The sequence below is a fragment of the Lactobacillus sp. W8174 genome (assembly GCF_016100975.1).
Classification (GTDB): Bacteria; Bacillota; Bacilli; order Lactobacillales; family Lactobacillaceae; genus Lactobacillus; species Lactobacillus juensis.
Window position 1 is genome coordinate 108,368 of sequence record NZ_JACFRN010000005.1, and the last position, 12,826, is coordinate 121,193.

Genomic DNA, 12,826 nt, shown 5'->3' on the forward strand with positions numbered 1-12,826 from the left:
AGCCAACTTTTTTAGTAATTAATATTGACGAGTAAAATATGGTTTCGGTGCATTAGAATCAGCAATTTTATCTGCCGCAAAAACAAAGGGTGTCCAAATGGCTAAAGCTATCAGCATGTTGACAATTGACAATACGATAGCACGCCAATCATAATTACAGGCTAAAAATGGCCCGATGATTGGTGGCACAACGGCAGGAACTGCTACTTGTACAGGATTAACTAAATTCATCATGCTGACACCGTATGAAAAAGCCACATTAACTAAAGGGGCAACGACAAATGGAATAAAATAAACGGGATTGAGAACTACAGGCAGACCAAAAACAATTGGTTCATTGATATTAAAAATTCCCGGTGCAAGTGCAACTTTAGCAATTGTTCGGTAGTCACTCCGTTTGGAAAACAGCAGTATGGCTACAATCAGCATTAACGTTCCCCCTGCTCCTCCGAACCAGGCAAATGCGTCAAATGATCCGCGAACCCAAATAAAAGGTGCTTCTCTTCCTGCACGAGCAGCTGTGACATTGACATTCTGGGCAGTTAACCAAATTGAATCTAAAATTGGAGCCCAGACACTTAAGCCATTAAAACCAAAAAAGCTGAAAATCTGAACTAATAAGGTTACAAGCATTACCATGCCGAAGCCTTGACCTAATTTTACTAGAGGTGTTTGAATCGAATTGAGCAACCAGTTGCCAAAAAAAGTTCCCGTAATTGTCTGAAAGACAAAATTAATCATACCAACACAAAATATCGCAATAATTGCAGGAATGAGTGAATCAAATGCCATCTGCTCTGCATAAGGCAAATTAGCAGAAAGATGAAGCCTGATTCTCGCTCTAAAACAAAGTGCAAAAATAGCAACACCGATTGAACCAAATAAAATAGCAGTAAAAATGCCAGTAGTTGAAAATTGTGAAATATTAAAAGCTTTTTGAACAGAAACTATTTTGCCGTTAATTTTAAGTTTAGTTAAATTAGCAATGCTCATGGCCAAAGAAGACAGGGAAACAATCGCTCCAGCAACTGGATCAACTTCCATGCTTTTAGCTAAATGATAGCCCAAAGACATTGACAAAAAGAGGGCAAATAAAGCAAAGGTACCGCGCCAAACTACATTACACACTAATGAGAGCGGCTGCATTAACCAGGCAAAAGTGTTCCAGCCTAATTCAGTTTTGGCTGCAGCAATCAGGCTTTTGACCAACACAGCAAGGGAACCGGCAATAGTAATAGGCATTACTGAGACAAATGCGTCCCTTAGCGCCACAAGCCAGTGAGTTTGCCCTATTTTGTTAGCTACAGGCAAAATATAGTCTTCAAGCCAAGTAACTAATCGACTCATTTTTGCTCCTTTCTTTTCAAATAATGGGGATGATAGCCCTTGTTTTTATTCTTATGCTTTTTATGTTTTTTGCTTGATCCACTAAACTTCTTTTCTTTAGTTGGATCTTGCTTTTGATTTTCCTTTTTACGTGGCATTTTGGTAGTCAAATGAAAGCCGGCAAAATATACACGTTCAATTTTAACACTCTGTTCAAGCAGTTTCCTGAGATCGCGCAGATCATGATCATCACCCAAAGTTACCACAAATCCTTTGGCACCCATGCGACCAGTTCGTCCAGCACGATGCATGTAGGTGTTAACTTCACTAGGAATGTCGTAGTTCACCACATATGTTACCCCTGCTAAGTCTAAACCGCGAGCAGCCAAGTCTGTAGCTAGAAGCAATTTGATTCTGCCAACTTTAAAACTATTGAGAGCCGCCTCTCTTTTCTGTTTGCCAAATTCATTAGCTAAAATACCAAATTTAGTCTTAGTATGTGCCAAAATTCCGGCAAAACGCATCATTGTTTGGTTTGAATCAAAAAATAGGATACCTTTAAAACCATCAAGGCGCATTAACCGCTGAATAAAATCAACTTTATGCGCATTGTCTATTTGCAAAAAATAATTTTTAACAGTTGTTTTCTGTTCTGGTCGCACATCTATCGTGATAAATTTGCGGGCAAAAATATCTTCTGCCTGTTTGGTTATATCGGATTCCGTAGCACCAAAAAGCAAGATCTGCGCATCAGCTGTCATATTTTGCCCTAAAGAACTTAATAATTCCATTTTATTGAATTCTAAAACGTCATCCGCTTCATCTATTACCAGAGTTCTTATTTGATTAACTTTGATGCGATTAGCGGAAAAGAAATCGAAAAATCTTCCGGGAGTGGCAACGACAATTTCAGGGTGTTTCTTTTTTAAATTATCTTCTTGACGTTTGCGATTTCCTGCTCCAACAAGTGTAATTCCAGTTAAAGCGAGAGCATGAATAAAGGGATTAATGGCATGGCGAATTTGCACCGCTAATTCTGTTGTTGGTGCAATAATAATTAAACTATTGGGTTTGCCTTTTTCTACTTTTTCCAGTGCAGGTAAAGCGTAAGCCAAGGTCTTTCCGGTTCCCGTTTTTGCAAGTGCGATACAACTTGCACCATTTAAAATTGGAGTTTGCGTTTCTTGCTGAATCAAAGTTGGTTCAGCCATTTTTAATTTTGTTAAAACTGCTTGAATTTCTTGTTTCATTATTGTGTTAATTGTCCGTATTTCTCCTTGTACTGGGTAACTGTACCATTGTAAGTTAACATAACTACCCCACTTTCCAGATTTCTCACAGACTTTACCCGTCCGTCATTGTTATAGCGCCAAAATGAATATTGCAATTTGTTCGGAGCCTTTTTGCCACCAGTAATGAACTGCACATCATGGGGAAAATACTTTTTATATTTAACCGGGACATCTACCATGACGCGCTTATTTAAACCTTGAAGCATGCTGACAAATTGAGCCATTTGTTTAATATATGCTAAATCATAGTTATCAATAGCTGGTTCTATCCAAATCGGCAAACTTCCCGTGTCCGTGCCCACCTTTTTCAGAAAATACTGATAGTGCTGTAATGGTGTTGATTCGTTGCTGTAGGCAACAATAGTACCAAAAGCCATTTTAGTTCCTAATATTTGATCACGATATGACAGATAATCGTCGTCAAAGTACGAACGTCCCTGTGTACTTCTCAAATAGACAAATGAAATACCATTAGCCTGCAGTTCATGTAAATCAACATAACCATAATCTTGATTTAATTCGACGCCAATTGCGCTTGAATTACCGTTTGGCGGCAAGGTCGTCTGGTTATGCATATTGGCTATACCAGTGATAAGAAGTCCAATCGCAACAACTAATAAGATTAGAATTGCAGGTAGCGTAAACTTATGATGAAACCTTTTCATCTTTATCTCCGTTTATTTTTTCTACACCTGTACATTATAGCAATTTTTCCACTACAGTTGCTAACTACAATTTTAACAATAAAAAAAGTGATCGGCTGTAAAGTCGATCACTTAATAAACAAAAATTATTCTTCAACTAAATATACTGGCTTTTGACCATTTAAAACTCGCTTAACATCAGTCATACTGTGCTCAATCATATTCTTGACTGAGGTCTTAGTGTAATATGCGGAGTGCGGGGTAAAGACTACATTAGGCATTTTCGCCAATTCCTGGTACTCAACTGGTAATTCAGAAATATCTTTGAATTTCTTCATGACAATTGCCTCTTCACCTGTCATAACATCCAATGAAGCACCAGCAATTTCTTTGTTCTTCAAGGCGTCAATCAAGTCTTGAGTATTAACCAATGGGCCTCTAGCTGCATTAATCAGATATGCGGTGTTCTTCATTTCTTTAAATTGCTTTGCACTAATCATATCTTCCATTGAAGGCTCAAGCGGTGTATGCAATGTTAAAATATCCGCATTTTTGACTACAGTATCAAAATCGGTATATTCCAAAAATGCCTCATTGGCAGGATTTTCAACCAAGTCATAACCGAGTACTTTAGCTCCTAAAGCATGAAACATTTCTGCAACGCAAGAGCCGATACGACCAACACCAATAATACCAACTGTCTGGTTATAGATTTCATCACTCATCAAATCTTCAGACCGAACAAAATTGAGGTGCTCTCTTTCATTATCTAAAATAGGACCCCACTTTCTCAACAAGTACATTGCAGAAGTTAAAGTGTTCTCTGCCACTGCACGTGGAGAATATGCCGGTGTATTCGTTACAATCATATGATACTTATGCACAAAATCAAAATTGACAATGTTATACCCAACAGATCTTAAAGCTATTTGCTTAATTCCATATGAGCTCAGTTTACGATAGACCTCTTCCTCATCTATGTCAAAGACCTGCAAAACGCTGACAACATCATAGCCTTTCGCCATCTCAACAGTCTTAGCATCAAGCTTGTCTTCAGTTGAAACCAATTCATCTTCAGGATGATCTTTGTTCCACTTGTCAGCATAAACCTGTTGCTCCGGGGTCATATTGTAAAGTAAAGCTTTCATTATTAATCCTCCTTTTTGGATAAAAAATTTATATCTCTTATTGTATCCAAAATTAGAATAAAATTAAAGATAAATTTTAAAAATAATAATTAATAATTTAAGCCTAATCATATGAAAGCGAATAAGCCCTTCTGATTTGTACATTATTTTAAAGTGCTAAATTAAATTTTTTGTTCAATTTGGTCGATATTAACCTGTAAAACTTCTCTTAACCAGGGAAAACGACTTTTCATTTCAGCAAATTCTGGTCCCTCTGCCCAAAATTTTCCGGTTCCTTTAACATGAAAGCCAGCTCCTGGACCAGCTGTACCCTCTACTTTTTTAGAACCCATAGTCAAAAGAACATGATTGTCATTAGCAAAATCATTTTCAATACTATGCATGCCTGCTGCTGGGAGATAAAGGCGATTATTTTCCTCGTCGACTTTTACATACGACATCCACGTATTTACCACACTAGCAGGGTTGGCATTAATAGTAACAATGGTAACAGGTCCTTCATCTTTCATGACATCTAAAAATTTTTGATTCATTTTTTCTCCTCCCAAAATTAAAAGAAGCTGCTTTTTAGTAGCTTCTTTTATTATGGAACACTTGTTCGAAATTACAAAATTATCTGTTTTTATTTAGTAAGCTCTCTTACCCTTTTTATAAACTGCCTTATCCTTTTGGACAACTGCACTAATTTTTTCAAGTGGGTTTTCATCAAGTACCAAAAAGTCCGCGTATTTACCCTCCTCTAATGAACCATATTCATCAGCGATTTTAAGGAGTTTGGCGGAATTATAACTGGTTTCCAAAGCTTCAAAGTTAGTGAAACCTTGTTCTACCAGCAAAGGCAATTCTTCAGGAGTCATTGTAAAGTCATTGAATGGAGTTCCAGCATCAGTACCCAGAGTGATTTTGACACCAGCATTTTTGGCTTTAGTAATATTGCCACGTAAATCTTTCCAAGCTGCGGAAATTTTATTCATTTCCCAGTCTGGAATTTTACCTGGAGCATATTCGATGAATGCCCAAGCTCCAACTATTGTTGGCGTCAAATATGTTCCTTTTTCAATCATCAACTTAATTTCTTCATCATTAACGTAGAAGCCGTGTTCAATACTGTCAACGCCCGCCTTAATCGCATTCAAAATTCCTGGATTTCCTTCCGCATGTGCGGCTACAGTTAAACCCTTGTGGTGAGCTTCTTCCACTGCAACGTGCATTTCAGCTTCACTTAATTGGGGGTCATCAAGAGAGTCATTCTCAGTCATGACTCCGCCTGTTGCCATAACCTTAATTGCTTTAGCACCAGCCTTAATTCCTTGGCGAACAGCCTTACGCATCTCATCAGGTGAATCAACCAATACACCAAAGTTAGGCAAATCACCATGTCCACCAGTCATAGAAAATGGGTGTCCTGCGGGCACAATTTCTGGTACCTTAGTCAATTTGTTTTTCTTAATTAAATTATTAAGAGCAATATCTATATTATATGTACTGCCACATTCACGAATATAGGTAACACCTGATTTCAATAAATCATGCAAATGTTTAACGGCACGAACCGTAGAAGATACAACATCAGATTCACTGCCACCGTCAGGAGTCAAAGGATCCATAATAATATGAGTATGGCAGTTGATTAAGCCAGGAATCACATACTTATTCTGCAAATCAACTGTTTTATCTGCTTGAGGTGCAGTACCTGTAGCAATTTCGGTAATCTTACCACTTTCGTCATCAACCACTAATGTTGTATTAGACTGAATTTTATCATCAATCCCGTTAAACAAATTAACGTTAGTATAAGCAGTTTTAGTCATCTAAAAAACCTCCAAATTTTTGTATAAAAAAAGCACTCATCCTTTTCTTCTTAAGGACGAGTGCTCGCGTTACCACCTTTTATTCATTTATTACTCACGTAATAAACCTCATTAACTATCAAACAATAGCTTGCAAAAATAACGGATGCAACTCCGCCACTGGCTGATTATCACCAATGGACATCAATTAGAAGCCCATGTTCACTACTTACTGCTAACTGATTTTCACCAAATATCAGCTCTCTTTATCAGCAACAAAATAGTTACTCTGCTTTGCAAGATGTTGTTTATTTAATTGACTTTTAATCTATCATTATTTATTAATTATGTCAACACTATGAAGTAAAAATGAAGAATCGGCAGTTCACTTGGGGGTATAGCATTAACTATTTGGCGAAGAATGGTAAAAAATTTTATCATCTTAGCCTTACTTTTCTGATGTTTTTATAATAGTTATTTTGTTTAACCTGATGATATTGCTTTTTTTAAGTTTATGCTAGGTAAAGTTTTAGTAACAGGTAATCGATAACCGCTTTGATGCCACACCTCCAATTACGACTTTAAATTAGTTTTGATTACCACTGTTTTTAGTCGTTAAGCCAGAATGCTAATAATTAATCTATCCCTACTCATATGCGTTTTTTCTACTAATTTGTAACTAGTATTAGCTTAATTGATTAACTAACAATCCTTTTTCCTGAAAGATGTAAAAGGCAAGAGCTTCAACTTTTTGCTTTAATCATCCGCTATTTTATTTCAACGTTGATGAGATATTAGCAAATTCAAATAAAAACTAAACTGATGAAATCCATCACCATTTAATGATTAAATGAATATTAATTATTCTAACTAAAACAACAGTTTATTGAGAAATTAGGTTTATACACAAGAAAGAAAGATACTTAATTAACAATGATTTAAATGTTTAATTAATGTCAGGATTAAACTGATAACTAAATTTTTAACATCAGATTCGTTACCATTATTGGCTGCGTTCAGGTCTTAATTTCTTGGTGCTTTTAAAAGCAATATCCTAGTCCTGACCAGAGATTAACGGCAACGAAAAAGATTCTACAATGAAAGTTGATATAATTTAACCAGTTACATTCATAAATAAAAATATTTACCTTTTGTTAATAATTTAGTGGTATTTATTTGATAAATATATACAAATAAATTACTGTATGGTTTTATCAACAAAATAGCTTTTAATTACATTATTTTTAAATACTCTAACTTGAGAAATATATCTTCTTAATACTGGCTAAAACTAAAATCACAATCAACAAACGACCAAACTTTTGCTAACCAATATCATCTTATCTACCAATTTTATTTATTTGATTAAAGCATGATAAACATCATCTTGAGCGTGAATCTCATCGCCTGTTTTAGCATCATCACCTGCTTGTATAACATGATCTACTGAATTTGTAATTACTGTAATAATTGTTGGCTTTTTACCACTTGCTTTAATTTGCTCAAGATCCACTTCAGCCAACTCAGTTTTTGGAGAAACTTTCTCTCCTTCTTTGACTTTAATAGTAAATGGTTTGCCTGCCAGATCAACAGTATCGATTCCCATATGTAATAGTACTTCCAGTCCCTCTTTCGTTTTAAGTCCAATTGCATGCTTGGTCTTAAAAATTGAAACAACTTCACCTTCTACTGGACTGAAAATATGTTGATCACTTGGTTCAATTGCAAAACCTTCACCCATCATTTTTTTAGAAAAGACTTCATCATCAACATCAACTAAAGATTTAAATTTACCGTTAACGGGTGCAGTAAAGTCAATTGTCATTTTATTATTTTCACTTACTGTATTATCTTCAGCATCATGGCTAGTTATGGTCTCTTTTATTCTTTCAGGATGAGCTAGCAAATCATTTATTTCTTGACTATAAAGATCGGCTTTCCCACCAAAAATAATTTGTAGTCCACCTGCAACTTTTAAAACACCTGGAGAACCTAATTTTTTAAATACAGATTCATTAACTTGACTGTTATCTTTAAGTGAAATTCTTAATCTGGTAGCACAAGCAGAAATAGTATTTATATTCTCAGCCCCACCTAAAGCCGCAATAATTTGCTCAGACTCTGTATGTAGACTGGTGGCATTTCCTGATTTTTGATTATTTTTTTCAACGTCATTATCTACTTCAGTTTGCATTCCAGGGATATTGACGTGGAATTTTTTAATACAAAAAGTGAAAACAAAGAAGTAGAGGAAAAACCAAATAACACCAATAATTAATACATTAGGCCAGTTTGTTTTATCTTTTCCTTGCAAAACACCAAACAACAGATAATCTATTAATCCACCAGAAAATGAATTACCAATTCTGATGTTCATAATATCTGCAAGATAGAATGAGCAACCATCAAGAAATGAATGAATCAAATATAACCAAGGAGCTACAAATAGAAATGAGTATTCTAAAGGCTCGGTAATACCTGTAAGAAAAGAAGTAAGACCACCTGAAAGATACAATCCACCATCTTTTTTCCTGTTAGCTTTTGGCAGGCAAAGGTACATTGCTAAAGCAGCTCCAGGCAAGCCAAACATCATGGTTGCAAAACGTCCAGCAAAAAACCGAGTACCATAAGTGAATAAACCATGGAAATTCGGATCAGCTAATTGAGCAAAGAAAATATTTTGCGCTCCGACAACGGTTTTTCCAGCTACTTCTGCTGTGCCACCGAGTGCCGTATACCAGAACATCGGATAAATAGTATGATGTAAACCGACGGCTCCAGTCAGCCGTAATAAAAATCCGTACAGGAAACTACCAAAACTGCCCATTGCAGCAATTGCATGTCCAGCAGTAGTCAGCCAACCTTGAATTGGAGGCCAGATTAAGTAAAATATTGCACCGATAACTATAGCAGCAATTGCAGAAATAATTGGTACGAATCTTGATCCGCCAAAAAAGCCTAAAAATTGTGGCAACTGAATTTTACGGTAATGATTATGCAAGTATGCAACAACGGAACCTATTACGATCGCACCTAAAACACCGGTGTCAATTGTATTTTTAGGGTTAAACAATTGTAGCAAACCAGAAATTGTCGCAGTATATACAAGATAGGCTACACCACCTGCTAAACCGGCAGTACCCTTATCACCTTTAGCTAAGCCAACGGCCAATCCAATTGAAAAGATTAAAGCCAAGTTACTAAAGACCGCGTTACCGGCAAAATTCATTATTTTTAATGTATTTTGTAACCAAACTTGATTTAAAACTGGAAAAGCTGAAACAGCCGCATCATTTGTTAAAGCTCCGCCAAGTCCTAACAATAGACCGGCAACCGGCAAAATAGCAATTGGCAACATAAAAGCTTGCCCTAATTGAGTAAACCACTGACCAATTGCAGTGAATCTCTTATTTTTAGTCATTTTATTCTCTCCCTTTTTTAAATACTGAAGTGAACGTCCTAGCAATTTGCAGAGGTCTGGTAATAGCACCACCAACTACAATTCCAAGCGGATTAAGGTCTATTACCTTTTTTAATTCAGCTGGAGTATGAATTTTACCCTCCGCAATTAGTGGCAGGTCAGCATCCACAATTTTTTTAATTAATTGAAAATCTGGTCCAGACTTGTTTTCACTTTCAGCAGTATAACCAGCCAAGGTAGTACCAACAAAATCTACGCCACATTCATAAGCATTCTGTGCTTCTTCAAAGTTTGATATATCAGCCATCATTAACTGATGCGGATATTTCAATTTAACTTCTTTGATAAATTGATTAATGGTTTGTCCATCATGCCGAGGACGTAAAGTGCAGTCAAAAGCTATAACGTCAACCTTGGTTTCAATTAATTCATCTACTTCTTTCATCGTTGGTGTAATGTACGGCTCTTCAGGTGGATAGTCCTTTTTAATGATTCCGATTATAGGTAAACTAACCGTAGCTTGAATTTCTTTAATATCACGGACTGAATTTGCACGTATACCTACCGCACCCGCTTCTTCAGCAGCCTTCGCCATAAGAGGCATTATCCCTCCTTTTTCAGTATACAAAGGTTCTCCGGGTAAAGCCTGGCAAGAAACAATCAATCCCTTATGAATCTTATTGATAAACTTTTCTTTTTCCATATGTATTTTTACTCCATTAATATTATTTTTTGAAGTTTTACTTCATAAAGTATGATATTATTTTTCGACGGGAAATGCAATCGTTTTCTTGAAAAAGGATGATATAATTTACTCATTAGCGAAAGAGGCTTTTTAAGAAATGAATTTTATTCAATTATTTAATGAGAACAAAAAAGAGTTGACCAAATCTGAAGTAAAATTAGCTAATTACATTGCTAGTCACGCAGAACAAGTAATTTACGATACGATAAAATCATTGGCTATAGCTTCAGGTACCAGCGATGCCACTATCATTCGTCTCTGCAAAAAGTTAGGTTTCCCGGGCTTTTCTAAGCTGAAAATATATTTAGCACAGGAGTCAATGACACAGAATCAATTAAGTGTTGAGAGTCCGAGTAACAACTTTTATGATAAAAGTGCAAACTTATTGATCGATTCAATCAACAAAACTAAAAGTTTGTTATTTCCCCAAAATTTACTCAAAGCGGTTAAGATACTGGCTAAGGCCAAGCGGGTCTATTTATTTGGCCTAGGGCACTCTGGAGAGTCAGCAAAAGATTTTGCTAAAACATGGTTAAGGATAGGTCTAATAGCACATGCTGAAGTTGATCCACACATTCAAGTACAAATTAGTTCATTACTAACAAAAAAAGATGTTGTTATTGGCCTATCTCTTTCGGGTCATACCAAAGATACATATGACTCTTTAAAACTAGCTAAAAAGAACGGGGCAAAAATCATTACTATTTCTAATGAATTGAGCTCGCCCATAGCAAATTTAGGCGACGTTCAATTACAAACAGCAGTGGGAGAATTTATAAATATTGGTTCTGTAGCCGGACAAGTTTCTCAACTTTATCTGTGCGATGTGTTAGCACGCGGGTACGAAATTTATACTAAAATTGATAGCAATTCCATCAAGGAAAAAGTCCTACCTGAAATATTAAAAAAAGAAATTTAATAGTTGCTATAAAAAAGATGGTAAACCTATTTTTAGATTTACCATCTTTTATAATATTCAGAATAAAAGTTACATCTTTACTACCCTAACAGGATTACCCAAACTTTTTATGACTTTAAGCAAGTCTTGCGGATCTAGCCAAATAGTAGCTGTATTGTCGTTGGGATGAACAGCGATTCTAGACTGCAGACTAAAGTATGAGTCAAGGTAAAACGGTATTTCATGCTCAGGATCGTTTAACAGACCTAAAGGTGTAACTGAGCCAGGTTCCAAATCCATTTTTTCTTTCAAATCTTGCGGTGAGGCAAAACTAAGCCTGCGTGTGCCATTTTCTTCACGAAATTGCTGTAAGTTAACTCTTTTATCACCTTTAATAGTCAAAAGGTAGTAGTTACGTTTCTTGTCATCCCTCACAAACAGATTTTTAGCATCTGCTTCAGGGTGTGGCAGAGCAATCTTTTCCATTTCTGCCATATTATAAACAGCTGGATGCTCCACTATTTCATATTTAATTCCATGTTGATCAAGGTAATGTAATGTTTCGTTTTTGTTCATTTGGTGTTGCTAAATACTAGTTTAATAATTTAATCTTTATCGGTATAAAACGATTTTAACTTATAGGTAGTTACGGGTTCAACATAATAATTATATTTTGCCACCAGGTCACAGATTTCCTCACCATCAATCAACGTGATAATTCTGGTGCCCTGACGTGCTGTCTTAATTGCTCCGCGAGTAAAATCAGAATTCGTAATAAAAATACCAAATTCCGCGTTATATTTATCCATTGCTCCGCGAAACTTATCTATTTCAGGTGCTGGCACATTGGATTGCCAGCGTTTTGCTTGCAGAGCCACTCTGGTAGTACGATAATCGTTTGAACGAACATAGCCGAAACCATCAAGACCACCGTCAGCAACATAGTTAACGCCAATTGTATTATCAACATCGATTCCCATTTTGGTTAGTAAACCACGACAAAAAAGTTCAAACTTTTTAGGATTCATTTTCATTAGAGCATCGAGCAGATCTTGTCTCCATTGGTCCTCTTCTGTTTCTTCATCCGCTGTATCTTTAGCAGAATCAATTTCCACCAAGCTCTTTTTCTTTAAGTTCTGAGAATTATTATCTTCTAAAAAGGAACGGACATCCTTTTCCGGATCAAAAGTATCAAGATCAACTTTACGCCCTTTTTCAGTTAATTCAAGAATTCGATTGTCATCAGATTGAATAAAATTTACTAATATTAAATACTTAATTGCAAAATTCATTGTGTAATAAAAAGGATGATACTTCTCACCTGTTTTTTGCGAAATCCGTGTCTTATCAACATCAGCTTTAGAAAAAACATTTGAACTATCACTAATTTCATTGCGTATATCTTTTCTGGTAACCTGACCACCAAGTTTATGCATAGCAATTAAAACTTCCTTCATTGCTAAATTCTGATTGGAAACATTCTTATTCGCCAAACAAAAACCTCCTTTTTAGTTGAGCTTATCTTTAATTACGTTTTGTAAGAAATAATATAGATAAAATTA

11 protein-coding genes and 1 other annotated feature are annotated in these 12,826 nt (G+C 35.8%); of the genes, 1 reads left to right on the plus strand and 10 read right to left on the minus strand.

The features are described 5' to 3' along the window. Window positions 1-18 precede the first annotated feature (18 nt). The 8 genes from H3U49_RS07810 to H3U49_RS07845 form a co-directional block, all read right to left on the minus strand. Window positions 19-1,347: a PTS sugar transporter subunit IIC gene (locus H3U49_RS07810; protein WP_198180887.1), complete on the minus strand. Its 1,329-nt coding sequence runs from the start codon at window positions 1,345-1,347 to the stop codon at window positions 19-21. Then, window positions 1,344-2,579, minus strand: a complete 1,236-nt coding sequence (locus tag H3U49_RS07815) for a DEAD/DEAH box helicase (protein ID WP_198180967.1) — start codon at window positions 2,577-2,579, stop codon at window positions 1,344-1,346. The genes H3U49_RS07810 and H3U49_RS07815 overlap by 4 nt, the downstream gene beginning before the upstream one ends. After that, window positions 2,576-3,283, minus strand: a complete 708-nt coding sequence (locus tag H3U49_RS07820) for a GH25 family lysozyme (RefSeq protein ID WP_198180888.1) — start codon at window positions 3,281-3,283, stop codon at window positions 2,576-2,578. The genes H3U49_RS07815 and H3U49_RS07820 overlap by 4 nt, the downstream gene beginning before the upstream one ends. Before the next feature lie 125 nt (window positions 3,284-3,408). After that, on the minus strand, window positions 3,409-4,410 hold the full coding sequence (locus H3U49_RS07825) for a D-2-hydroxyacid dehydrogenase (RefSeq protein ID WP_198180889.1): 1,002 nt from the start codon (window positions 4,408-4,410) through the stop codon (window positions 3,409-3,411). 161 nt (window positions 4,411-4,571) lie between these two features. Further along, window positions 4,572-4,943, minus strand: coding sequence for a pyridoxamine 5'-phosphate oxidase family protein (locus H3U49_RS07830; protein ID WP_198180890.1), 372 nt, complete (start codon window positions 4,941-4,943; stop codon window positions 4,572-4,574). Between the two features lie 93 nt (window positions 4,944-5,036). Then, window positions 5,037-6,221 carry an amidohydrolase family protein gene (locus tag H3U49_RS07835; protein ID WP_198180891.1) on the minus strand — a complete coding sequence of 395 codons (1,185 nt, stop codon included), beginning with the start codon at window positions 6,219-6,221 and terminating at the stop codon, window positions 5,037-5,039. 49 nt (window positions 6,222-6,270) lie between these two features. Next, window positions 6,271-6,509 (minus strand) — a binding site (T-box leader). A gap of 1,048 nt (window positions 6,510-7,557) precedes the next feature. Next, entirely contained in the window at window positions 7,558-9,621 is a 2,064-nt protein-coding gene (locus H3U49_RS07840) for a glucose PTS transporter subunit IIA (RefSeq protein ID WP_232347656.1), read from the minus strand. Window position 9,622: 1 nt separating this feature from the next. Continuing rightward, a complete protein-coding gene (locus H3U49_RS07845) occupies window positions 9,623-10,324 on the minus strand; it encodes an N-acetylmannosamine-6-phosphate 2-epimerase (RefSeq protein ID WP_198180892.1) in 702 nt (233 codons plus the stop codon). 139 nt (window positions 10,325-10,463) lie between these two features. On the opposite strand from H3U49_RS07845, the gene H3U49_RS07850 reads away from it, so the two are divergent. Next, complete coding sequence (locus H3U49_RS07850; protein WP_198180893.1) at window positions 10,464-11,285, plus strand: MurR/RpiR family transcriptional regulator; 822 nt, start codon at window positions 10,464-10,466, stop codon at window positions 11,283-11,285. Between the two features lie 69 nt (window positions 11,286-11,354). Here the strand turns inward: H3U49_RS07850 and H3U49_RS07855 are convergent, their stop codons facing one another. Both H3U49_RS07855 and H3U49_RS07860 read right to left on the minus strand, forming a co-directional pair. Further along, window positions 11,355-11,840 carry a prolyl-tRNA synthetase associated domain-containing protein gene (locus H3U49_RS07855; protein WP_198180894.1) on the minus strand — a complete coding sequence of 162 codons (486 nt, stop codon included), beginning with the start codon at window positions 11,838-11,840 and terminating at the stop codon, window positions 11,355-11,357. A 29-nt stretch (window positions 11,841-11,869) separates the two neighbouring features. Further along, entirely contained in the window at window positions 11,870-12,757 is an 888-nt protein-coding gene (locus H3U49_RS07860; RefSeq protein ID WP_232347657.1) for an Mrr restriction system protein, read from the minus strand. Window positions 12,758-12,826: the final 69 nt, after the last annotated feature.

Coding starts and splice junctions, on each gene's coding strand:
- H3U49_RS07810 (WP_198180887.1), bottom strand. CDS start 1,347: ATGAGTCGATTAGTTACTTGGCTTGAAGACTATATTTTGCCTGTAGCT.
- H3U49_RS07820 (WP_198180888.1), bottom strand. CDS start 3,283: ATGAAAAGGTTTCATCATAAGTTTACGCTACCTGCAATTCTAATCTTA.
- H3U49_RS07825 (WP_198180889.1), bottom strand. CDS start 4,410: ATGAAAGCTTTACTTTACAATATGACCCCGGAGCAACAGGTTTATGCT.
- H3U49_RS07830 (WP_198180890.1), bottom strand. CDS start 4,943: ATGAATCAAAAATTTTTAGATGTCATGAAAGATGAAGGACCTGTTACC.
- H3U49_RS07835 (WP_198180891.1), bottom strand. CDS start 6,221: ATGACTAAAACTGCTTATACTAACGTTAATTTGTTTAACGGGATTGAT.
- H3U49_RS07840 (WP_232347656.1), bottom strand. CDS start 9,621: ATGACTAAAAATAAGAGATTCACTGCAATTGGTCAGTGGTTTACTCAA.
- H3U49_RS07845 (WP_198180892.1), bottom strand. CDS start 10,324: ATGGAAAAAGAAAAGTTTATCAATAAGATTCATAAGGGATTGATTGTT.
- H3U49_RS07850 (WP_198180893.1), top strand. CDS start 10,464: ATGAATTTTATTCAATTATTTAATGAGAACAAAAAAGAGTTGACCAAA.
- H3U49_RS07855 (WP_198180894.1), bottom strand. CDS start 11,840: ATGAACAAAAACGAAACATTACATTACCTTGATCAACATGGAATTAAA.